The sequence below is a fragment of the Chryseobacterium ginsengisoli genome, from assembly GCF_039542325.1.
GTDB lineage: Bacteria > Bacteroidota > Bacteroidia > Flavobacteriales > Weeksellaceae > Chryseobacterium > Chryseobacterium ginsengisoli.
Window position 1 is genome coordinate 134,887 of the sequence record NZ_BAABHX010000005.1, and the last position, 22,123, is coordinate 157,009.

Consider the following 22,123-nt stretch of genomic DNA (forward strand, 5'->3'; position numbering starts at 1 on the left):
AGTATATATTTGCACTTGTATTGTTATCAATACAAAAGTAATACAAAAGTAATACAGACAGAAACAAATGCACGACAAAATTAAAACAAATACACAGCGAAAAATGAGGAAACCCGTAAATACCGTAAAAACCCCCATAAGCGCAAAATTTACTTATATCCCAAAAAGTGATGAAGAAATTAAACATTTGGAATGGTTGAGCCAGCTATTAAATGAAAAAAGACGAGGTGATTGGCAACTGGTTGCATCTATGATAAAAGTTTCTGCACAATCAGCCGAGAAAGCATTTTTCAGAGTTTTTCAGAAAAATCATTTTGAAGCATCAAGCGCTTTGGCAAAAGTTATCAATCAAAGAAAACAACTTTTAAATATTAAATCATGAAAAAATTAATACAAAACATTTTCTGTTATCGCACTATTGACGTATTGGACGCACCAACCGGAAAAGAAGAAAAAGCAACTTATTTTTTAATTTTTGGTTTACCAATATGTATAACATATAAACACAGTCTAAAATAAATGCCACACCATTGGGGAAATATTTTAGTAGTAACATTGGAGGAACTGGTTCCTGACTACTATAATACACTGAAAACATTACAAACTAATGTTTACCGTTACAAGGATAAGCCCTTTGGAATTAAACAGGTTCAAAAAGGCGGAAACGGTCGCCACATGTTAATTGACTTCGATAGTTTATCAAAAGAAATTCAAGACAGTATTGGTGATCCTAGAAAAATGAATCATCCATTAATTGAGTTTTTCCAATTTGACGCAAACGCAGTAAGATATTTTACAGATTTTAAATTTGATGATGGATCAAGCTTAAAAGACAGTTTCAAAGAAGAATATATAACAAACGCAAGTGTTTTGATTGCTTCTGAAAAATTGAGAATCGCACGTCTTACAGAATGGCAAAAATTAAAAAAAACATCAGGACGTGGTTTGCTTACTTCTATTCATCAGGACATTATGACGTTTAATGAATATCTACCAAAGCTATTTAAAACTAAACACACAATTCCAGCTTCTTACAGAGCATTTGACAGAGTTTGGAAGCCGTTTTTTAATACGTTCGATGTTGGATTTGATTTTTCCAGTCTGATTTCCGGAAAGCTAAAGAATCAAAATAGGAAAATAATGACTGATGAAATGATTCAATTGTTAAATGACATGTTCGCAGGTCAAGAACATAAGCCATCACGTACAGAAGTAGCCAATTTATACAACGGATTTATAAAAGGAGATGTTGATATTATCTCACATGATACAGGCGAAATTTACAACGCTAATGAAGCTTATTACAGAGAATTGTCCGATAGTTCAATAATTGCATGGCTTGGTAAATGGGAAAATAAGATAGGAACACACGCAAAACGTTCCGGAGATAGACAAAAATTTATGCAGGAATTCATTCCGTGGCATAAGTTAGATAAAATCAAGGAAGCCGGAACGCTGATTTCAATTGATGACCGTCAACCGCCATTTATGTATGATAAAAACAGAAGTCGAGCTTGGTTTTACATGGGTATCGATGTTGGTTCTGAAGCTTGGACGGTTTGGGTTTGGGGAAAATCAAAAGAAGGGATTATCAAAGAGTTTTATCGTCAGATGATTCGAAATTACACAGAATGGGGCTTTAATTTACCATTAGGCTTAGAATGTGAAAGTTCATTGAATAGTAGTTTTAAAGACACTTTCCTAAGAAACGGAGCGATGTTCGACAATGTGAATATTTATGCTAACCGTGCAAGATCAAAGGTTGTTGAAAGAAAATTTGGAGAGTTAAGATATAGACACGAAAAAAGTCGAATTGGTTGGATGGCGCGACCTCATGCAAGAAAAGAGGAAAATCAAAAAAGTGCCGATGAAGATGTTTTCCTTCCATTCGATGAAATTGTAGATCAGTCTTTAAACGACATTGAGACTTGGAACAACATGCCACATTCAGTACATACAGATAAAACGCGTTGGGAGGTCTTTTGTGAAACTCAAAATAAAAATACACAACCAACAAATTGGAAGGCGTTTTTGCCATACATCGGACGCACTGAAATTTCAAGCTGTAACGCTGGGATTATCAACTTTAGAAAGACAACTTATGTTTTAGGCATGGAAGGCGAAATTGCTTTAGGTGAAGATTTAATCAGGTTGATGAAATATGTAGAAGGTAAAGAGTTTACAATTTATTGGCTTGATGGAAATGACGGAAATGTTTTAAAAGCCATGATCTACTATGATGATATGATGCTTTGTGATTTAGTTCTTCATCCTGCTTATTCAAGATCAATTCACGAACGTGACGAAAACGGAGATATTAATCGAAAGTTGATGTCAGCTTATGAAAACACTGTAAACGGCTATATGAGCCAAAGAAAAAGAGATATTGACAAAATTACTGTTATTGATAACCGTCAAAAAACTCTTAACAACAAATTTCAAATTGGAGGGCGCAAAAGATACACGCCAAATACTGACGAACCGCAAGAAATTGCGATTGAGACAGAAGAAATCAACTACAACTTTGGGGAAACATCCCAAAAACCAACTGCAAGAGGTTGGGCTGCGAATTTTTAATTTATTGAATTTATAAAGAAGATATGGAGATTACAAATGAATTTAAACAACAAATTAGAACTGCAATGTTAAATGGCAGGGAAAATTTCGGCGGATCGGATAATGCATTCGCTAAAACATTAGGCATTGACAATTCAGTTTATAGCCGAATTAAAAAAGGTGAAATTGACAAAGTATTATCACCGGGACAATGGATAAATATTGGAAGAAAGTATCAGGTTACTATCAAAAAGATTAATTGGAAGCCAGTAACAACTGAAATTTATCAACTAATGGAAGATAACTTTAATTTTTGTCAGCAAAATCAAACATCAATGATTTTGGTTGATGATTGTGGCATAGGTAAAACTTATTGTGCTAAAATTCTTATCAGTAAAATGAAAAATGCTTTTTATGTAGACGGTTCACAGTCTCATACTAAAGTTAGATTAATAAGAGCATTAGCAAAGGCGCTAGGTTGTGATACAACAGGAAAATATTACGAGGTTTTAGAAAATGTAAAGTATGCAATTAATATGTTGGAAGATCCTTTTATCTGTATCGATGAAGCTGGCGACCTTGAATACAATGCATATTTAGAACTGAAAGGAATTATAAATGCTACTGAGGATAATTGTGCATGGTATATGATCGGTGCAGATGGATTAAGAGCGAAAATAACTAGAGGTATAACAAATCATAAAGTTGGTTTTGCTGAGATATTCAGCCGTTTTTCTGATGATTTTGTAACATTAGTACCGCGAAATCCAGAAGAAAGAAAAAACTTTTATATGAAACTTTTTGGTGATGTAGCCTATGTCAATGTTCAAGACAAATCTAAGGTTAATGAAATCATTAAAAATTGTATGGTGAAAATAGATAACCCATATAAGAGCAAAAGAGGTCAAGAGGATGGTAGAATTAAATCATTACGATATATGAAAACCCTTGTAAAAGTCAGATCATAGATGAAGGCATTATCAGTAAAACAGGCGTTTTCAATAGTGTTTAAAGTGTTTGAATTTACTGGTCTTTGGCTTCAATCCTTCGGAAAACCTGAAACAACTGGATTATGGTATTTAGGAGGTGGCGAAAAAAACGGCAAATCAACCTTTGCTATGATGTTGGCTAAATATCTTACAAGCTTCGGAAAAGTACTTTATATTTCTGCTGAAGAGGGACTTTCGAAAGACATAATTGGCGCAATGAAATTTGCGGGATTATCAGACACAGAAAAAAACTTTCACATTATTGGTTACGAAGCATGGGAAGATATAGACAAAAGACTAGAATCTAGAAAATGTGCTAAAATCATTTTAATAGACAACGCCACGATTTACCGTGATGAAGTTACAAAGAAGATGATTTCAGAATTCAAACAAAAACACTCAAACAAACTTATCATTTTAATATGCCATGAGGAAAAAGGCTTGCCGGACAACGCTCTCGCAAGTCACTGGCGAAAACTAGCGAAAATTATTATACAAGCTGAAGGATTAAAAGCAATTATTTCCGGAAGATGTCCGGGAGGAACTTTGATGATAAACGAACAAAAAGCAAATCTTTATTGGGGAACCGAAAAATAACTATGAAAAAATATACAGAAGAAAAAAGAAATATATATCAGGAAACATTGGCTTTAGATACAATTTACAATGTTTTAAGTTGGCATGATAGAACGATTTTACACAGAGTAATGACAGGGGAAATTGGAGCGAACGAATTAAACGGTAAAGTATCAATGTTATATGAATTCGTAAGCATAACCAAATGGAAAACACCGCTTATGAAATTTGGTCAAGATCGCCTTTTATATTTCTACGATGAACAAAAAGAAAAAGATCGTCCAATTGAAGAATATAAGACAGTCTTTCCAAATATTACTAACGATTTAAAAAATATACAAAATGAGTACAGCTAATTTTAATGAAATGTTTCCTCCAACCGAACAGGAACTTAAAAAAATGATTGCCGGATTAAAAGCACGGCTTGAAGATGACAGTTATCAGTCCGAATGGGTGAAAATAAATGATGAATTGATTAAATGCGAATTACTACTAAAAAATTTAAAATAATAAAGACATGAACACTAATACAATAAAAGAGTTAACAACTGAAGAACTGCAAGCCGAATTAAATCAAAGAATAGAAAACGACATTTCGGAAAGAAATAAAAAGAGAAAAGAATACGAAAGTTTGAAGAAAGCGACAATTGAAGAATTAGCCCCAAAAGCAAAAGAACTTTCTGATATGATACAAGAGTTTAAGAAAAAATGTTTCGGCGATTTAGGAGCCCTTTTTGACCTTCTGAAAGATTACAGTAAACGTCATAATGATGGCAAAGGAAATTTTCAAATCGAAAACGACAATAATAAGATTAAGTTTTCGAGACAGGGGAAAGGAAAGTTTGATGAAAGATCGGTGCAGGCTGAAAAACACATCTTTGATTTTCTGAAGTCTAAATATGACGACGATCAGGACACAAAAGATTTAATTATGTCTCTACTGGAAAGGAAAAACGGGGCTTTAGATATTCAATTAGTGCAAAAGCTATACAGTATGGAAGATAGATTTGATGATGCGAATTGGCGTGAAGGAATCAAACTATTAAAAGAAAGTTACAGCTATTCATTTAGTAAAGATTACGTCATTTTCTCGCAAAAAAATGATAATCACGAATGGGAAACAATTAATCTAAACTTTTCTTACTAATGGAATTATTAATGATAGGCTCAATTTGTTTTATAGTAGGTTTTGCAATCGGGGTTCTAGCTTCAGCAAAAATCACTTTAAGATTAATAAAAAGATAGAATTATTTAAATATTTCAGTGGTGGTTTTCACCGCCACTGATTTAATTACTAAAAGAAATGCTTAAAAAAAGAAAAACACCTTTGACCGACCTTTTTGGTGAACGCGAACTTTTAAGAAATACACCAATAAAAAACACTAGTCAAAATCCAACTGAAAAAACAAAATCACATAATGGACGCAATTCAAGAACTAAAAATACTATTCGCTAAAAGAAGCGGTGCAGATATAGCAATTGAAATAAATGGCTTCACGGGCTTTAGAACAACCTTATTGGAAGAATTAACCGATACAGAAGCAAAACAGCTTTTAGAAATCCATCAACCACAAAAAACAGTAAAACAATTACAACAAGAAGTAAGAGAAGCTTCAGAAGAAATTTTAAAAAAAGGCTGGAAATCAAAAGTACTTGTTGTCGCTGAAGCAACTGGAATAAAAGATAAGGACGGATTTGTAAGGTTTAATAAATGGATGCTTAAATCAAGTATTTATAAAAAACACTTAAATGCTTATTCACTGGAAGAACTTAAGGAACTACATAAGCAATTGCAGGGAGTAAAAGCCAATAATTCAAAAAGCGCAAAAAAACCGCTTACAAAGTCTTGGTGGCGCGAAGGATTACAAAACAAAAACCTCAATTAAATTATGGATACCGATTTTGATGATTTAATAGAAATTATTTTTAATGTTTTTGGAATAACAGATACACAGATATTTTCAAAGAATCGCAAAAGTGAAATTTGTGACGTCCGTAAAATCTTAGCGTTTGAACTTAAAAACAAAGGAATGGGATTTCAAGAAATAGGAATGATTTTAAAGTTACATCATACAACAGTTATACATCATGTTGAAAAATATAAAGACAGATTAAAATTTGATAAAACATTTAAATCTAAAGTTTTTGAATTTAACAAATGGAAAGAATTATTCAAAAGAGATATGAAGAAAACATTAACACTCGATAATAGTAAATTATTAGTATTAAATAATGCAATGGTGGCTTTAGATGCTTTTAACCTGCAAGACATACCTAAAAAATCAAGGGCGTTAATTTCTATCTGTAAAGAAGTAAGAACCGATTTATTAAAAAAAGCTGTTGATAAGAGAGAAAAAGATAAAGAATTTGTTTTAAAACTTCCTTATCATAAAGCTGAAGCAATACACGATTTTTTAAAAGGTTATGAAATCTATTTCCCTGATGATTTCGGCTCTTATGAAGCAAATGCAATACTACAAATAACAAACGAATTACACAGACAACTACTATGAGACAATTTGTTGCGAAAAACTTTAAAACAGGACTAACAATAACATTCGAATATAATTATACAGATATTTTGCAAGTTTTAAAGTTTGAAGGTGATTGGACGGAAAAACAGATTGAGATTATGAAAATCCGTTTTCCTGCAAGCTTAGAAAAGATGCAAGAAGAAATGACGGGTTCTAATCAATCCAGTGCATGGATTTTTGCCGAAATCACAGACATTTCATTTGATGCTTTTTATAAAAAATATCCTAGAAGTATAGGAAGGCGCGAACTAACAGAAAAAGCATACAATAAACTGTCTGATACTGATAAATTAAATGCAATTTTAGGTATTGAGGTTTTAATAAAAATCAAAAATGATGGAACGGCTTTTCCTTATCCAGCTACTTACTTGAATCAAAAACAATGGAAATAATGGAGAAAGTGATAATTATCGGAGGAAATGAAACTTTGTCTCTACCTTTAAGAATATATGAAAAACTTAAAGACTTGGAAAATGAAATTGAAAATTTCCCATTTGTAGAAGATCAAGAAAAAGCAAGGATCACAGGAAGACAAACTTTTGCAGATTTTGCAATCTTATATAATAAAATTACTATTCCTGCAAGCGTTATAAGTGAGAGCGCAAAAGTATTAACTGAACTGGGAAAAATTTGTAATCAAATAAAACCTTTAGATTTTTCATCATTAGAAATTAATAGTCCTACTAATCCAAACTTAAGAAATTATAAATCAAAAAAACAATGTTGATAAATGGTCATAGATATAGAGAAGAAGAAGTTTTATTTGCATTAAGACAGGAAGGATTTAAGATTGTACCGTTTGAGACTTATCGTGAAACCCATATACATGGCAGTACTTTTATTAAAGATTATTACACAACAAAATGTGCCGTCAAGGGAGATCAAGAGCCAACGGATGAAAATGTTTGGTCAATAATAGCAAGGAAGATTTTTGAAATTAAAAAAGATAAACCAAAATTAATAGGTTACGGGAATCCGTAACCTTTTTTTGTTTCTTCTTACTAAATTCGCTTTATGGCAAAACACTCTTACACTTCAGAAACCGAAAATATTAAACTGATAAAATCAGCATTACAAGAAACTTCACAGGGCATTGGATTTACAGGTTTTTATGATATAAAAATAAATAAAAACGGTGAAGATAATTTGACTATTTCTTTCACGACAAAGGAAGGGAAAAAGGACTTAAAGCCGATTGAGTTTTTTTCATTAGGAATTCTTATTGGTAGAGATTTTATGAAAAAAGAAAATAATATTGAGTAAAAAAAATAATAAATTTGGAGAAGAAAAAAGACAAACGTAAAATCATAATAACTTTAGATTTTGAAAAAAACAGTTTTCCTGATACTGAAGATTTAAAAGAACTTGAATATAGTTTACTCTATATCTTAAAGGAAGCTTTAGTAAAAGATAATTTGATTGTGAAAGAAACCATTATTACGGATTCTGAAGAAATAAAATTTGAAACAATAATTATATAATAGTTATGGATTATAAACGACATATTGAATTTTTAGAATCAATTCAAAATGATCGTTGGATGATTTTGCAACTAAATAATACAATAATTGGAATTGGAAAGGAGACAGAATTTGAAAAGCTGAAGGAACCGTTGCGGTTGATGCTTAAAGAAGTCCGGAAAACGCAAAATCCGTTTAGTTTGTCGGACGGTTCAATTGTCAATGAAAAAGAGCACAAAAAATTATTAAAAATCATTATAGATATTATAGATTTATTAAACGACTTTTATGGAAATTACAAAACATTATGAATAATAAAGAGATTAAATTTGAATGGTCAGATGTACAGGTACATCTTTTAGGAAAGAAAATCGACGTGAAGCCTTTAGAATATACAAATGAAAATTCTATATTAGTTTCTCGATTTGAAGGCACTCTAAATATTTCTAAAAATGAATTTGATAGTTTGTTTGTACCAAAAAGAAAAGAAAAAAAGCTGTCTAATTTTCAATTGAAAAAGCTTTTTAAAAAGTTTAAAAAAAATTTAGAGAATAATCAGGAATGAAAAATATAATCATATTATTACTATTTTCGAGTTTTGCCTTTGGTCAAGAAATTTCGCCTTATTATCCAGCCAAACAGGATAACGCTTGGCGCGGTAATGAACCAACACAATTGACGTTTTATGATGCAATGTTTGTTGCAGGAGCATTGCAAAATTTCGTTTCAGATCACATGGCAATGGCGGTGACAGGTTCCGACGCTTCAACATATCATTTTCAGGATAAATTTTCAACAGGAAAATTAAATATTGCATTAAAACAAGAGCAAATAAAAGCAAATGTTCCAAATCCGGAAATTGTTACAAGCATAAAAATTTCAGGTGATAAAGATAAGGTGTTCACGTTTTTTGTTGAATACTGGAATACAACAATAAATTGGGATGCTAAAAAATCAGATATTGAAAGGCTCCATCAACAAGATGTAATAAGATTACATTTTAACGCCGGAAAACCTTATATTACAATTACAAACGGGACATACAAAAATAAAGCGGATTTTGAAGCTTTCTTCAATACTTTATTATGAAAAGACAGAAATCAGGTATAACGCCAGCTTGCATAATAAAAAACACTTTTTTATTTTTGCGAAATGTCAAAGGCAAACGCAAGATTTTTAGAAAGAAATAAAACTGTTAGAGAGTATTTCAAACAATTGGAAAGTAAAAATCCAAATTGGAGAATTGATGCGCTCGAAACAGCTACAGCCGACAAATTTTTTTTAAGCGAACGAACCGTTCGTGCTATTGTTAAAGGAGAAACAATTTATAATGTAAATTAAAAAGCGTTGAAACACTGTTTCAACGCTTTTTATATTATTTAATCTTAATCATCGAAATTAAAATTCCATCATATAAAACACCTACTAAATCTGAATCGTCAATAAAAATTTTTTTATTCTCGCTTTCTGCTTTTTCCAATTGCTTTTCAAATTCGTTATAGTCCTGTTCAGGAAGACTAAAATAAATAGTTGTTAGTATTTGAAAATAATCCAAATCATTTTCAAATTTTTTAATTTTTTCTATCAGGTTCATTTTAATAATTCTTCAATTAAATTTATCATATCATCATGCAACTCATTATCTATTTCTTTTAAGAATTTATTTCCACAATATTTTGTTTCAAAACAATGCGCCAAAAATTCTTTTTCAGAAGCCCTTTCAACACCAAAATATTTTTTAGTATGCCCATAACCAAATTTAGAATTTAAAGACATTAAAGTATCTTGAGCGGCTGTTATTTGGTCAACATAATCTTTATTTTTATCAATGCTTGCTTTGAATGATGAAGATTTTGCAACTGAATCAAAATTTTTGTATCCGTGATTTTTATTCTGTGAATATTTTTCCCGGAATTTATTCATTACTTCTTTTACTTTTGGATTATATGACAACTCATTTTGAAAATCAATTCCGTGTCCTATTTCATGGTAGAAAATCGATTTTTTTTGCCAATCACCCTTTAAATATGCATCTCCAATATTTACTTGATTTTTCAGACCTCTAAAAGCTGTAATTTGTTTATTATCGTTAGTTATCGTAATTTCTTGTTTTAAATCTTTTAAGAAATCTCTATCAATTTTTATATCAAGCCTTTTTTCTAATTCTTCCAAACCTTTCGGAATTATAGGATCATTATTTTTTGTAAATTCCTTCAGATTATTTAAAGCTTCTTTTTGTTCTGCTTTACTTAAATCTTTTTTATACCCTGTTTCACCAAAAACTTTTCCGGATAAAGCACTGTTATTTTTAAACTCATCCTTTAGGTCAAGTTTTGGAATTTCCCCTGTTGGTTCTTCGTCCGTTTGCTCAATATCACAACGGCAACCCCAATCAAGTGGCGTCATATGAGTTTTCCAAAAAGCATCATAATACGGTCTAATTACACCATCTAAAAGTTTGTGATCCGCGCGTGTCCGGTTGTCATGGATAACAACAATTTTTAAATTCGGATAAAGGTCTACATTTTTCTCAAAAGATTTAAATTTTACCGCTGAATTTACATTTGCTATTGTCTGGTCAAATTCAGTCTCCATCCATAACACATTATAATCACCTGATAATTTAAGAGCATCTTTCTTGAAATCAGATTTAGACTGATGTTTTCCATCTTTTACAAGTAATTCTTCAAGATTTTTTTTGAAAGAAGTTTCTTTAAAAGCTGAAAATTCGGCTACACTTTTTTTTAGTGATTTTACTAAATCTTTATCCTCAATTTTTAAATCAGATTTAAAACCAATATCAACGCCTGAAGAAAGTTTTTGATTATAATGTTCCCAAAGTTTTTTTCTGTTAACAAATGAAACGTTCTTATCGTTGAACATTTCTTCAATATAGTTTTCAACAAGCCTACTTAAGCTAAAATCAGCAACCAATTTAATAGGTTCGTGGTTACAGCATTTTGTACGATAATTTAACTTTAGTAGGCTTAATCCTTTCCCGAATCATTTACCTTTTCTTCCTTTGATTGGTTAGAATTTGGCATGCTTTCAATTTCAACTCCGTAAACTTCTTCTATATATGTTTGCTTTAAAACATAACCGTTACTCATTAGAACGCCGTCAATTTTAATTTGTTCGCTTGGGTCTTTTGTTTGTTCTACAATAATTTTTGAGTTTTCAGGAATTTTGTAACCTAGTTTTCTCATTGCAGGAACCAAAACATCATTTAACCAACCTAAAATATCTTTTTCATCTGCTTTTACAATTTCGTTTAAAGTGTTTTCGTGAACACTTCCTTGCGCTTTAGAAGAGCCGTTATCAGTTGTCATTGTTTGATGTACAATTAATTTTGATAATTCAGCATCTAAAGCTTTAATTTTCTGAAAAAAGACATTGAAAGCATCCCCTTTCGTATTCTCTTTAATTTCAATTTCTGTTCCTGTTGGGAAAACACCATAAGACGCCGAACCCATTTCCTCTAGCCATCCAGCAACTTCATTTTTTACAGTTTCACTTTGTGAAGCGACTTTTGCAATTCTGATAGGAATTCCAAATAATTCTTCAAACTCATCCCATGATCCCCATGAGTGACGTTTTAAACAGGTGTATGGAAAAGCCTTTTCTAATAATCCAATTTCGTCGGAAAGTTGAGTATGTAAAAGAATATCGTCAAATTTTGTAATATCAATCCCCATTCCAACAAAATCATTAATTATCATTTGTTGTTCAGGTAAATAAAGACCGAATGGAATATGCTTTATACTTGTAATTTCGCCATCTTTAAAACCATTAATAAATAAACAAATTCCACCTCTATAATAAGTAGTATGAGCATATTTTAAAGCATATTCGAACCATTGTTTTGCCTCAATATATTTTGTTCTCTCATCATCCTTTTTGCCATCTATTGCAAATATGAAATTTTTGTTTGTCGTTCTTAATGTTCTATTTCCAGTTACAGCAATTAAATGCGGGTCCATCATAGCGTCGTCGTTTACTTCCTGTAAATAAAAATTATTTGGAAAATCTACGCTGTTTCTCAATATTCTTGCAGATTGCCAATCGTTTATTTCTTTTCTCCAAATTCGTTTTTGACGGCGGATCATATCAACCATTGTTTTGGTGACTGATTCGATGTTTTGTGGTGTAACTTTTGAAAGTTTTAGATTATTATTAAAAGCGTTCCCGCTTAATTGTATTGTTGATGTTTGATGAAAATTCATAATTATTATTTTATCCCCTCATTAATTTGTCAAGTTCTTTCGTGACTTTTTGCTCAATTTTATTATCCAAATACGCAGACTTCCCGAAAAATTTACGTTGTGGTAAATTCCCATTACCTTCGTTATGGTCATTTGCATAACCTTTATAAGTATAAAAAACTACTCTTTGTCGAGAACGTCTAGCCCGGAAAGAATTTATTAGCTTGTTTCCTCCAGTTCTGTGACCGACTAAGATTGCCCGCCCTTGAATTTCTCGCCCGTATTTATTTAAGGAACCGCGTGAACCAACTCTATCTGTTCTATATCTTGTTATGTCCCGCCCTTCAGAATCTTTCTTTTTTCTGTCAACCCACTTTTCTAAACTTGTATCTGTATATCCTTGTTTTCTGAAGTTCATCTTGATAAAATTTAGTCCTTCAACTTCAATAATTATTGGAAGTTTATCCGGAATGAATTGGCTTGCTTGATTAAGCATTCTTTGAAAATCGCCTAAATCTGCCATTACCAATTATTTTTGTAAGATTTACGTCCTCCAAGTTTTAAAAATGGAACATTTGTATCGGGTATTCCGTCGCCGTTTGTATCTTTCTTTTTTGGAGGAAGATTTGCTTTCATTTCACCGGATGCAATTTTTTCCAGCCAGTTCATTGCTTCGTTATAATCTGTATCAGCTTCACGGGAAACTGGTTTTTTTCGTCTTTTTGGAATATCGTGTGCTACTAGTGCTTTTAAATATTTTACAACGGTTAAATCTCTTTCATCACCCGTTTTTGCGAATTCTTCAGACATATCATAATAACTACCTAAATAAGTATTCATAACACTGATATTCTCTTTGATTATAGTTTCAATTGTATCATCGTCTTTATTTGTTATCAAATCAAGTGTTTCAATTGTGATAACTGTTTTAAGCTGGTCTTTTGTTAAATATGCCATTAGATTGAGATTTTTATGTTTTGATATTTTGGCGCTAATTTTCTGTATATTTTTGTTGTGAAACTTTGGCGATAACTCATTATTGAATCCAAAGTGTTTTCCTCCGTTTCATCATCTGTTTGCTGTAATGGTTTAAATTGTTCACCATATAAAAATTGAAGCTTTTCAGCAATTTCATCCAGTAAATCAATTTCAATCAAGCCGTTTTCAGGATCAGATGTATTATTGTGCTGATTCATCCAACCGTCTTTGCAATAAAGAATGATGTCAAGCGTGCAAGTTCCTTCCTGAATTTGCTCCGTCATTGTCTCATAGGTAATTTTATTAATGCGAACTAAAACAGCCGTCCATATTGAAGGAAAATCGGTTTCGGAATCTTTAAATTGATCCCGAAAAAGGTCTATATATTCTAATTCCGGAATTTCTTTAAGCTTGTTTTTTATTGTAATAAAAAGTTCTTTTCTTGGTGTCATGCTCTTCTTTTTCTTCCTTTTCGTGATTTGCTTAATGAATTGCGTTCTTTCTTCCCCATTACAGGCTTTCCTTTATTTTCATCCTTTTGAGAATAACCAAATAAAACCCGTCCTTTTCTTACACACTGTTCTAAAACGTCTAAAATATCATCCGGACTTTTACAGCCCTTTTCAAATGCTAGAATATGCTCTAAGGCTTTATCCATATCAGGTGTATCTTTCAAACTTTCATCGAATGTTATTAAACCTCTTTTGAAAGTACTTGTTAAAGTCGCGTCAATTTTGTCGTGTTTGTCACCTGAAGCGTGGTCATCAATAGGTATGTCAACAGCATTGTTTTCTTCGCAAGCAACTAGCCAATCAGGTTCATAAACAATTTTTTGAGATGCGGTTGCATCGTAGTATGAAATTATTGACATGCCTTTTTCATTGAATTCTTTTTGCCAAACATAATGTTGATTCATTGCATCAGGTCTATCAGTTTGCTGATTGAAAATTCTTAAAACATGCGCGCGTCCTTTATCAATGGATACAACCGCACCCGCTTTATAATCACCTTCACTAGAATATGATAAATCCCAAAAAGAAATTAAACCGTTATGAATCTGATCAGGATCAGTCTTTTTAAATCTTATCCATTCTTCCTTAATTCTTTTTCCTTCTTCAACCGGATTATTGAAGTCTTCACGTTGTGACGTGTGATAGTCTGTATCTTCTACAATTGCAATACATTCTTCTTTTGTATATCTTTCATCCCATGAAGGATTGAAGTCTTTGTCACAAAGGTTTACGGTATGAATTGAAAGGTTTTTTGATTTCTTGTATTTTTCAGCATACCCGTCTATAATCCCATTTTTAACAATGTAATTATTAGCCATGATTTGACGAAATCTTTGTTTTTGTCCAGCTTTACCCAAATCACCTGTAAGCTTTTGAACATTCTCTTTTGTTAGTTCAATATTTTTTGCCTGTTTACGGTCTTCTAAATCGTCCATACTTGCAAAATCCGGTCTATTCGCGCCGTTTCTCAATCCTCTAAATGGTTGATTCAAACCTAAAGACATGAAAAAACGATTGTCTAATGTTTCAAATTGACCATCCGCCCAAGAACCATATTGCATTTGCATTCCAAAATCTTTAATATATCTTTCGTTAGATTCCAAATGAAGTTGAAGATCAGATAATAACAATTTGCCATGTTCGCTTGTTTTGCCGATAATAAGACCGAAAAACAGCTGATCGTTTTCTTTTAAGTGACTAACATTTCCAACGTTAGAATGTATTGATTTAGCGGCTCCACGAAACCAACGTCTTTGTTGTTTAATGAAAGGATTGTAAAAAACCTCTAAATAGCTAGATAAGTGAAATTTTGCAGATGGTGCATCGGCTAAAGCAAGTCCCGAATTTATACCGTAATAATGTTCAAAAAATTCTAAATAGTTTTCAGGCTTTAGTAAATGTTTAATTCGTGCTTCTTGTTGTTCTGAAGTTTCTTTTACTAATGATTCATAGGATAATGTTTTAATTCTTGAAGACATTCTTTGATAATTATCAATAGCTGTCTGAAATTCGGTTTTAGTCATTTTGCAAAAGTTGGTTTACATATTCATCAAAATCAATTCTTATTTCTTTTACTTTTTCCAGTAAATCATCGCGTTTTTTTCCTGTTGATTTACCCGCCTTTTCAAGTATATAAGAGCAAAATTCATCAAAGCTTTCCATCGTGTAAACAGCTTTTTTTCTACTGTCATTTAGTCTATCAAATGCAGCTGAAATTTTTGAGAGATCGTCCGCTTTATGCGCTGGTTTTTTACCTTCCCGAATATCGATTACATATTGAAGGATAAGCTTCTTTATTTCTGAAGGTCGAATATTATTTAACTCTTTTTCTTTTTCCCAATCGAATTTGTCTCGCCAACTACTCAAGGTCTTTATTCCTATACCCGTAATTTCTGAAATTGATGTAAGGGCAAAACCTTTTATAAATAAATCCTTTCCCTGACTTTGTTTTTGTACGCTTTCGCTTGCTGATAGTCTCGCCATTATTGCTTGTATTTGCCGTCAATTATTAATTTGTCATTACTCGAAAAATAAATGTTGTTAATTTTCATCCCGTCGTATTCAAGATTTTTCTTTGCTTCAATAATGAAGGAAACAGGGCTGTCTTCGTTCAACATTTGCTCTATTCCAACACCTATTTCCGGTGTTTTTTTATACTCGCCTTTAAAGGCTCTTAAAATGTGTTCCTGATGTTGATTATCGCTTTCACCAACAGCTAAATCACCGTCGATAATTTGCAGATCATCTCTAAATATTATGTCTTTCATGTTGGCAAATTTCATCCTTATAATGAAGCAATAAAATCTCACAATCAACCATTGCCAAAAATTCGGCAAACACTTCCAAATATTTGGAAATCATTGTTTTACAACTTTTTTTCAAGCCGTAAAGCTTGCAATTTTGCCCTGTCAATAAGTAACAATTAAATTAAAAATGAGTGAAAGAATATCCATTTATAGCAAGCACAGAAAACGTTAATTCCTATGGTTATAGGATACTAACAGAGGGAATTGATATTTCTCAATATGAAAAAAATCCGGTGCTCTTATATATGCACAATCGGGGCGGAAGTAATCCAACAGGAGATGAAGTAATAGGCAAAGCACGACTTGAAAAAAAGAATAACATTTTATACGCTTATGTAACATTTGATTCGAAAAATGAATTCGCATCCAAAATAGAAGAAAAGGTTGCAGGCGGTTTTATAAACATGTGTTCAATTTGGGCTGATCCAATAGAAACTTCAACCGATCCTCAATTAGCATTACCCGGTCAAAAATATGAAACGGTTATAAAGTGTAAAATGATAGAGCTTTCAATCGTGGATATTGGCGGACAGGACGATGCCTTAAGATTATCAGCGGGAAATTCACCTCACAAACTTCAATTAATTAATCAACAAAATACAATGTCAAATTTTACAACAATTGCGCTCGCATTAGGAAAGGAGCCAAACAGTACAGAATCAACGGTTTTAATGGCTGTAAGCGAGTTAAAACTTTCTTTAGAAACTGAAAAAGGAAAAACGAAGGAATGGCAGGATAAATATATTGCCTTAAAGAAAACAGAAGCCACTGCATTGGCTGAGAAAGCAATTAAACTAGGTCTATTTCCTGAAGACTTTAAAGATGGTTTAGTCTCTTTGTTTGATAACGATTACGATAATCAACACAAAAAATTGAGTGCTTTAATCGAGAAAAAAGAATCTGAAGAAAACAAAGAAACGAAGACACACACAATTGAAGGAGTTATCAAGCTAAGTAATGATAAAACAAAAATTGCAATCGGAGATGAAGAGTCTTTCGATTACCTACAAAAACATGATCCTGCGAAACTATCATTAATTAGAACAAATGAACCTGATAAGTATAAAAAATTGTGTACTGATTTTGGGGCGGGTGTTAGATACACAGGTAAATAATTCTTAAAAAAATATATCAATTTAAACATGAAAAAATTATCAATTAAAGCTTTATTAAGCAATCTTATTTTAGCGTTTCTTTTCGCAATTCCAGTTTCAGCAATTTTTAAAATCGATCCTTTCGTTCTTTCCGCTGGTGTAACTCTTGGATCGGTTATAGTTCAATACTTTGTGCCGAAATTATTTTCTGGAAAATTAATGAACGGTTTACAAACTGAAGTTTGGGTTCCGGGAATTAAAGAAAATCCGGTTCCTGATACAAGCTTTGTTTATGCATCGGTTGATATGTCGGAACATGTGGAACATAATAAACTGCATTTGGCTGAAGCGGGAATTGAACCGGGTGTTCACGAAGATTATTTCTTAAACAATGATGACGGTGAATTACCATTTGCAACTATTCAAGACATTCCAAATGAAGTTATTCTAAAAACTTATTCAACTGAACAAACACGTCACAGAGATTTACAGGAAATTGAATTTGCTTACAATAAAAAAGAAAGTGTTATCAAAAGACACAGAATTTCTTTAGGTAAAAATTTGGGTAAAAGGGCGGCTCATATTTGGTCACCATCATCAGATAACGGGTTTAATAAAATCATGAATTTGAGCGCGACGGACTCAATTATTGACGCCCTTGTTGATTTAGAAGCTTTTTATTCTGATTTGGATTTACTGGAAAATCTTAACGTTTGTTTTAATGCTCAACACATGGCGAGAATTAAAAAAGAAGATAAGAAACTTTATAAAGATATTCTTAATGAGAAACAAATGTACGGCTTCAAGGTTTGGAGATATTCCCAAAATCCGATCTACACTGCTGAAGGTGAAAAATTACCTTATGGATCAGTGAAAGGATCAACCGACAAACGAAGCTCATTCACATGGTGTACGGATGAAGTTTTCAGATGTTTTGGAGATGTTAAGATGTACGCAACAATTGGACATTCTGGGTTACAAGCTGATACGCTTTCTTTTGCTCAAAGGGCTTTAGTAGGAAATATCAGAGCAACAAATCCTAAATACTTAGGTGCAATCCTTTAAAATTCAAATTATGTCAGATATTAAAACTAAAGCATTGGAGTTTTTTGAATCAAAGCCGGAAGCAAAGGAAGTTTTTGCAACAAGTGATGGATTTTTATTTGAGAAAAATCCGGATGCCGTTTCTCACAGTAGAACATTAGACGATCAAGAGATTGAAACAATTTTAAATTCACTTGATTTGGACGATTTGGATGAAATTGTTGTTCTGCATGGGTTAAAGGTTCCGGAACTCAAAGCGAAAGCCAACCAATTAGGATTGCCGGAATCTGAATGGAAATCATTGACAAAAGATGATTTGATTGATTACTTAATTGAAAACTCAAAAAGTGAAGATTAATGATATTAACAAATTTAGGAGTTCAATTAATTATTACGGGTGAAAGTCAAAAAATGTTTGACCTATCTGGTCAAAAATTTCTTTCCTCAGTTGAAGGAATAAGATATACAGCCTATAAAGATTCAGGTGGAGTTTGGACGATTGGGCGCGGGATCACATATTATGAAGACGGAACAAAAGTTAAGCCTGGTGACAAAATTTCAGTTGAGAGAGAACAAAAACTTTTCATGAATACTCTAAAGTATTATGTTGAAACAGTACAAAAGTTTGTGAAAAAAAATCTCACACAAAATCAATTTAACGCTTTGGTTTCTTTTTGTTACAATGTAGGAAGTCCACAATTTAAAGGCTCTACTTTACTGAAGAAAGTTAATAGTAATCCAAACGATCCTGAAATCAAAAATCAGTTCATGAGATGGGTTTATGATGACGGCAAAATAGTTCAAGGATTAATTAACAGACGAACAAAAGAAGCTGAATTATACTTTTCAAAATAATGAAATCAATAAAAAACTTGCTTCTATTTACTAGTTTATTTTTTGTTTTAGAATCCTGTCGAACTATTCGGCAGGTTTCAGAAACAAAAGAAACTAAAAGCGAAAGCAACACGATAAAAACAACATCTTACAAAGACACTGTTTTTTATACACAGAAAACAACTGCAAGTCTTAAGATCCCGATTCAAAATTTCGGTTTTAACAATGATTTAAAAGGTGTTTCAACATCATTGAAATCGAATTTAAAACCGACTGTTTACGAACAAAAAAACGGAAATGCTAAAGTCACGATAGTGCATGATAGTTTATATTTCTATGCTTATGCCGAGTGTGATAGTATTGCATTGCGAGCGAAAATAAAGGCAGAATTTGAAAGTCGAATTAAAAATGATTCTTCAATTCAAAGTAAGGACGAAAAGGAAAAGCAAAAGCCAAATTATTGGTTGTGGGGATCGTTGATTGCACTTGCTTTTGTTGCGGGATTTGTAATTGCTAAAATCTATTAAACATGTTACCAAATATTAAATTTAATATATCTACGACGGGGCTTGGTAGATTACAGGCAGATATTCAAAAAATACCCGGATTAATTATCACAGGTGTAAGCGTTGCCACAAAAGTAACAATTGGCAAATCTTATCAATTATTTTCAATAGAAGAAGCCAAAAATCTTGGAATTGATGAAACATCAAATCCTTTTGCGTACAAGCATATCAAACATTTTTATGATTATGCTGGTGAAAATGCAGAATTATGGGTTATGCTTGTTTCCGATGCCACAACAATGGCTCAAATGGTAGATAAAGCGGGAAATATTGCAACAAGGTTAATTCAAGATGCTGGTGGAAAAATTCGAATTCTAGGATTAATTAAAAAGTCTTCAGGCACGGAAACAGCGTTAGACGCTCTTGATGCTGATGTAAACGCTTCAGTAATTGCTTCGCAAAATTTAGCAGATTATTACGCAGGTAAATATTATCCTTTTCGTGTTATCATTTCCGGAAATAATTATACAGGTTCTGCAACCGATCTAAAAGATTACGGTCAAAATAATTACAATAGAGTTTCGATTTTGGTTTCAAATACAGACGGAAATAAAGAAGCTTCAATTGGTTTGGCTTTGGCTCGTATTGCATCCATTCCAGTGCAAAGAAATATTGGAAGGGTAAAAGATGGAGCGGTTGAAGAAATTCAAGCCTATTTCACTAATGGGGCAAAGGTAGAAAGCAACTCTGATTTTTGGGAGACAATACATGATAAGGGTTACATCTTTTTAAGAAATTATGTAGGGCGTGCAGGGTTTTTCTTTTCAGATGATCCAACATTAACAAAAGAAAGTGACGATTTTAAATCGTTGGCGAATGGTTTTGTAATGGATAAAGCAATTTTAATTTCTTACAACACCTTGATAAATGAGTTGCTTGATGAAATTCCTGTAACAGCTTCAGGAAATATTCATCCGGCAATCATTAAAAGTTGGCAAACAAATGTTGAAACTCAAATTAATGGGTTAATGATAGAAACGGGAGAATTAAGCGGGCGTAGAGTATTTATAGATGAAAATCAAAAAGTTTTACAAACCGGAATTCTTAATGTGAAGATTGCCCTTCAGCCCGTTGGATATGCAAAATATATAGTCGTTAACATAGGATTTACAACAAATATCGAATAATAAAAAAATGGCAGGAAACGAAAAATTTAGTAGTTCCCAATATTCTTGGGCTGAAGTTTCTGTTTCAATGGGTGGTCGAATCGTTACAGGTTGTACAAATGTCGAATACACTGTTAAACAAACTAAATCAGTTTTAAAAGGTAGAGGAAATGAAGGACATAAGATTTTAAGAGGTGACAAAGAATGTGAAGGAAAATTAATTATTTGGCAGTCCGAATTGGAAGCAATGACAGAAGACGCAAAAAACAAAGATATTCTTGCACTTAATTTTGACTTAGTAGTTTCTTATGTGCCGGAAGACGGCGGGCAAACAGTCACAGATATTCTTGAAAGCTGTGAATTTACGGAGGTAAAAAAAGGAATGTCGCAAGGTGATACAAACATGCTTTGTGAATTGCCTATCATATTTCTGAAGCTTAAACCACAACAATAAAATTTAAAACATAATCTTAAAATTTACCCCACTTCAATAGGTTGGGTGGGGCTTTTATTAACTAAATGAAAACAAAAAAAATGACAGTTACGCAAGATCAAATTAACGAATGGAAGGAAAAGTTTGGCGGGGTTTGGGAACTTCCAATAGAAGATAAAACAGGTTATTTAAAAGACCCGAACATGAATGATTTTAAAAGGGCGGTTACTGCAATGCAGAAAGAAACTGAGATTGCATTTGGTGAAGAAATGCTTTCGGCTCTATGGATTGGTGGAGATACGGAAATTAAAACTAATGATGATTATTTCTTACCTGCCAAAAAAACATTGCTTGATTTCTTTAAATATCCTGATGCAGTAACCAATGATCTTGAAAACAGACAGACAGAAATTTTGATTGGTGACGAAAGATGTGTTGTTAGGGTGATTACAAGAGAGGATTTAAGGATGTGTGAAAAAAAGAATCCACAATCAAAGCCTTTTTTATCACAGGAATATTTGTTTGATATGGTAGTTACTGAAAAAACAGAAGGATTTAACAATAAAAACAATCCTGAAATCAGATTTCCTTTATATCAAGAATTGGAAAAATTGCAAAATAAAAAAATAGGACAGCTAAAAAAGCTCTAGACGGGGCAATTATCGACAATGAAATTGACTCGTCTAAAGACTTAGCAAAAAATTTAGTGCTTCAGAAAAATGATTTTGTTTTAAAGACAGCAATCAGAATTTACAACGCACTTTTAACGTACTACATGCACATTCCGAATCCTGATTCTTTAAGTGATGAAGATTGGGCGGAAAGATTACAGGATTTGGAGTTTATCCGCCAACAAGAAAAAAAAGCATCTGAAGAAAACTCATAATGAATGTATATCAATATATAGTAAGAATTAGGAATTACGCTAGTTCT

At 32.3% G+C, this 22,123-nt stretch carries 36 protein-coding genes; 27 read left to right on the forward strand and 9 right to left on the reverse strand.

Translation table 11 applies throughout. The features are described from left to right. The first annotated feature begins 103 nt into the window (after positions 1-103). The 18 genes from ABD940_RS15755 to ABD940_RS15840 all read left to right on the forward strand — a co-directional run bounded on the left by ABD940_RS15755 (position 104) and on the right by ABD940_RS15840 (position 9,456). Positions 104-382: a hypothetical protein gene (locus ABD940_RS15755; protein WP_345205984.1), complete on the forward strand. Its 279-nt coding sequence runs from the start codon at positions 104-106 to the stop codon at positions 380-382. Between the two features lie 137 nt (positions 383-519). Beyond that, positions 520-2,577 carry a hypothetical protein gene (locus tag ABD940_RS15760; RefSeq protein WP_345205987.1) on the forward strand — a complete coding sequence of 686 codons (2,058 nt, stop codon included), beginning with the start codon at positions 520-522 and terminating at the stop codon, positions 2,575-2,577. Between the two features lie 23 nt (positions 2,578-2,600). After that, positions 2,601-3,524, forward strand: coding sequence for an AAA family ATPase (locus tag ABD940_RS15765; RefSeq protein WP_345205989.1), 924 nt, complete (start codon positions 2,601-2,603; stop codon positions 3,522-3,524). Next, entirely contained in the window at positions 3,525-4,142 is a 618-nt protein-coding gene (locus ABD940_RS15770) for a P-loop NTPase family protein (protein ID WP_345205991.1), read from the forward strand. It abuts the gene before it with no gap. 2 nt (positions 4,143-4,144) lie between these two features. Beyond that, positions 4,145-4,477 carry a hypothetical protein gene (locus ABD940_RS15775; RefSeq protein WP_345205993.1) on the forward strand — a complete coding sequence of 111 codons (333 nt, stop codon included), beginning with the start codon at positions 4,145-4,147 and terminating at the stop codon, positions 4,475-4,477. Continuing rightward, the gene (locus tag ABD940_RS15780) at positions 4,464-4,631 is read left to right on the forward strand and encodes a hypothetical protein (RefSeq protein WP_345205995.1); all 168 of its coding nucleotides are present in this window, start codon (positions 4,464-4,466) and stop codon (positions 4,629-4,631) included. The genes ABD940_RS15775 and ABD940_RS15780 overlap by 14 nt, the downstream gene beginning before the upstream one ends. Before the next feature lie 7 nt (positions 4,632-4,638). Beyond that, entirely contained in the window at positions 4,639-5,268 is a 630-nt protein-coding gene (locus ABD940_RS15785; protein WP_345205998.1) for a DUF3164 family protein, read from the forward strand. A gap of 271 nt (positions 5,269-5,539) precedes the next feature. Then, positions 5,540-6,007, forward strand: coding sequence for a hypothetical protein (locus ABD940_RS15790; protein ID WP_345206002.1), 468 nt, complete (start codon positions 5,540-5,542; stop codon positions 6,005-6,007). Between the two features lie 3 nt (positions 6,008-6,010). Next, entirely contained in the window at positions 6,011-6,634 is a 624-nt protein-coding gene (locus ABD940_RS15795) for a helix-turn-helix domain-containing protein (RefSeq protein ID WP_345206005.1), read from the forward strand. Beyond that, positions 6,631-7,047: a hypothetical protein gene (locus ABD940_RS15800; RefSeq protein WP_345206008.1), complete on the forward strand. Its 417-nt coding sequence runs from the start codon at positions 6,631-6,633 to the stop codon at positions 7,045-7,047. The genes ABD940_RS15795 and ABD940_RS15800 overlap by 4 nt, the downstream gene beginning before the upstream one ends. Beyond that, positions 7,038-7,382: a hypothetical protein gene (locus ABD940_RS15805; RefSeq protein WP_345206012.1), complete on the forward strand. Its 345-nt coding sequence runs from the start codon at positions 7,038-7,040 to the stop codon at positions 7,380-7,382. Before ABD940_RS15800 ends, ABD940_RS15805 begins: the two co-directional genes overlap by 10 nt. After that, on the forward strand, positions 7,376-7,636 hold the full coding sequence (locus ABD940_RS15810; RefSeq protein ID WP_345206015.1) for a hypothetical protein: 261 nt from the start codon (positions 7,376-7,378) through the stop codon (positions 7,634-7,636). The genes ABD940_RS15805 and ABD940_RS15810 overlap by 7 nt, the downstream gene beginning before the upstream one ends. A 33-nt stretch (positions 7,637-7,669) precedes the next feature. Then, positions 7,670-7,918 (forward strand): hypothetical protein, encoded by a 249-nt coding sequence (locus ABD940_RS15815; RefSeq protein WP_345206018.1) that lies wholly within the window; start codon positions 7,670-7,672, stop codon positions 7,916-7,918. Between the two features lie 14 nt (positions 7,919-7,932). Then, the gene (locus ABD940_RS15820) at positions 7,933-8,136 is read left to right on the forward strand and encodes a hypothetical protein (protein WP_345206022.1); all 204 of its coding nucleotides are present in this window, start codon (positions 7,933-7,935) and stop codon (positions 8,134-8,136) included. A gap of 59 nt (positions 8,137-8,195) precedes the next feature. Next, on the forward strand, positions 8,196-8,426 hold the full coding sequence (locus ABD940_RS15825) for a hypothetical protein (protein ID WP_345206025.1): 231 nt from the start codon (positions 8,196-8,198) through the stop codon (positions 8,424-8,426). After that, complete coding sequence (locus ABD940_RS15830; protein ID WP_345206029.1) at positions 8,423-8,680, forward strand: hypothetical protein; 258 nt, start codon at positions 8,423-8,425, stop codon at positions 8,678-8,680. Before ABD940_RS15825 ends, ABD940_RS15830 begins: the two co-directional genes overlap by 4 nt. Further along, entirely contained in the window at positions 8,677-9,204 is a 528-nt protein-coding gene (locus ABD940_RS15835; RefSeq protein ID WP_345206032.1) for a hypothetical protein, read from the forward strand. Before ABD940_RS15830 ends, ABD940_RS15835 begins: the two co-directional genes overlap by 4 nt. A 63-nt stretch (positions 9,205-9,267) precedes the next feature. Then, entirely contained in the window at positions 9,268-9,456 is a 189-nt protein-coding gene (locus ABD940_RS15840; protein WP_345206035.1) for a hypothetical protein, read from the forward strand. 34 nt (positions 9,457-9,490) lie between these two features. On the opposite strand, the gene ABD940_RS15845 is transcribed toward ABD940_RS15840, so the two are convergent. Genes ABD940_RS15845 through ABD940_RS15885 form a run of 9 tightly spaced genes read right to left on the reverse strand, consistent with a single transcriptional unit; the run spans position 9,491 to position 16,074 of the window. Continuing rightward, positions 9,491-9,709, reverse strand: a complete 219-nt coding sequence (locus ABD940_RS15845) for a hypothetical protein (protein WP_345206038.1) — start codon at positions 9,707-9,709, stop codon at positions 9,491-9,493. Further along, positions 9,706-11,049 carry a phage head morphogenesis protein gene (locus ABD940_RS15850; RefSeq protein ID WP_345206041.1) on the reverse strand — a complete coding sequence of 448 codons (1,344 nt, stop codon included), beginning with the start codon at positions 11,047-11,049 and terminating at the stop codon, positions 9,706-9,708. The genes ABD940_RS15845 and ABD940_RS15850 overlap by 4 nt, the downstream gene beginning before the upstream one ends. Before the next feature lie 53 nt (positions 11,050-11,102). Next, the gene (locus tag ABD940_RS15855) at positions 11,103-12,338 is read right to left on the reverse strand and encodes a phage portal protein family protein (RefSeq protein WP_345206044.1); all 1,236 of its coding nucleotides are present in this window, start codon (positions 12,336-12,338) and stop codon (positions 11,103-11,105) included. A 10-nt stretch (positions 12,339-12,348) separates the two neighbouring features. Further along, positions 12,349-12,840, reverse strand: coding sequence for a phage morphogenesis protein (locus ABD940_RS15860; protein ID WP_345206048.1), 492 nt, complete (start codon positions 12,838-12,840; stop codon positions 12,349-12,351). Continuing rightward, positions 12,840-13,274 carry a phage protein Gp36 family protein gene (locus ABD940_RS15865; RefSeq protein WP_345206051.1) on the reverse strand — a complete coding sequence of 145 codons (435 nt, stop codon included), beginning with the start codon at positions 13,272-13,274 and terminating at the stop codon, positions 12,840-12,842. Before ABD940_RS15865 ends, ABD940_RS15860 begins: the two co-directional genes overlap by 1 nt. Further along, a complete protein-coding gene (locus ABD940_RS15870) occupies positions 13,274-13,747 on the reverse strand; it encodes a hypothetical protein (RefSeq protein WP_345206054.1) in 474 nt (157 codons plus the stop codon). Before ABD940_RS15870 ends, ABD940_RS15865 begins: the two co-directional genes overlap by 1 nt. After that, positions 13,744-15,330 carry a hypothetical protein gene (locus ABD940_RS15875; protein ID WP_345206056.1) on the reverse strand — a complete coding sequence of 529 codons (1,587 nt, stop codon included), beginning with the start codon at positions 15,328-15,330 and terminating at the stop codon, positions 13,744-13,746. Before ABD940_RS15875 ends, ABD940_RS15870 begins: the two co-directional genes overlap by 4 nt. Beyond that, the gene (locus ABD940_RS15880) at positions 15,323-15,790 is read right to left on the reverse strand and encodes a hypothetical protein (protein ID WP_345206059.1); all 468 of its coding nucleotides are present in this window, start codon (positions 15,788-15,790) and stop codon (positions 15,323-15,325) included. The genes ABD940_RS15875 and ABD940_RS15880 overlap by 8 nt, the downstream gene beginning before the upstream one ends. Beyond that, positions 15,790-16,074 carry an oxidase gene (locus ABD940_RS15885; protein ID WP_345206063.1) on the reverse strand — a complete coding sequence of 95 codons (285 nt, stop codon included), beginning with the start codon at positions 16,072-16,074 and terminating at the stop codon, positions 15,790-15,792. Before ABD940_RS15885 ends, ABD940_RS15880 begins: the two co-directional genes overlap by 1 nt. A gap of 170 nt (positions 16,075-16,244) precedes the next feature. On the opposite strand from ABD940_RS15885, the gene ABD940_RS15890 reads away from it, so the two are divergent. The 9 genes from ABD940_RS15890 to ABD940_RS15930 all read left to right on the forward strand — a co-directional run bounded on the left by ABD940_RS15890 (position 16,245) and on the right by ABD940_RS15930 (position 22,076). Continuing rightward, entirely contained in the window at positions 16,245-17,228 is a 984-nt protein-coding gene (locus tag ABD940_RS15890) for a hypothetical protein (RefSeq protein WP_345206067.1), read from the forward strand. A gap of 27 nt (positions 17,229-17,255) precedes the next feature. Next, positions 17,256-18,272: a hypothetical protein gene (locus tag ABD940_RS15895; RefSeq protein ID WP_345206072.1), complete on the forward strand. Its 1,017-nt coding sequence runs from the start codon at positions 17,256-17,258 to the stop codon at positions 18,270-18,272. A 10-nt stretch (positions 18,273-18,282) separates the two neighbouring features. Next, on the forward strand, positions 18,283-18,609 hold the full coding sequence (locus ABD940_RS15900; protein ID WP_345206075.1) for a hypothetical protein: 327 nt from the start codon (positions 18,283-18,285) through the stop codon (positions 18,607-18,609). Next, a complete protein-coding gene (locus ABD940_RS15905; protein WP_345206078.1) occupies positions 18,609-19,106 on the forward strand; it encodes a lysozyme in 498 nt (165 codons plus the stop codon). The genes ABD940_RS15900 and ABD940_RS15905 overlap by 1 nt, the downstream gene beginning before the upstream one ends. Beyond that, positions 19,106-19,612 (forward strand): hypothetical protein, encoded by a 507-nt coding sequence (locus ABD940_RS15910; protein WP_345206081.1) that lies wholly within the window; start codon positions 19,106-19,108, stop codon positions 19,610-19,612. Before ABD940_RS15905 ends, ABD940_RS15910 begins: the two co-directional genes overlap by 1 nt. 2 nt (positions 19,613-19,614) lie before the next feature. Beyond that, the gene (locus ABD940_RS15915) at positions 19,615-20,778 is read left to right on the forward strand and encodes a DUF2586 family protein (protein WP_345206084.1); all 1,164 of its coding nucleotides are present in this window, start codon (positions 19,615-19,617) and stop codon (positions 20,776-20,778) included. Between the two features lie 7 nt (positions 20,779-20,785). After that, on the forward strand, positions 20,786-21,211 hold the full coding sequence (locus ABD940_RS15920) for a hypothetical protein (RefSeq protein WP_345206088.1): 426 nt from the start codon (positions 20,786-20,788) through the stop codon (positions 21,209-21,211). Between the two features lie 80 nt (positions 21,212-21,291). Continuing rightward, positions 21,292-21,840, forward strand: coding sequence for a hypothetical protein (locus tag ABD940_RS15925; RefSeq protein WP_345206091.1), 549 nt, complete (start codon positions 21,292-21,294; stop codon positions 21,838-21,840). 56 nt (positions 21,841-21,896) lie between these two features. Further along, the gene (locus ABD940_RS15930; RefSeq protein ID WP_345206094.1) at positions 21,897-22,076 is read left to right on the forward strand and encodes a hypothetical protein; all 180 of its coding nucleotides are present in this window, start codon (positions 21,897-21,899) and stop codon (positions 22,074-22,076) included. The last annotated feature ends 47 nt before the right edge of the window (positions 22,077-22,123 follow it).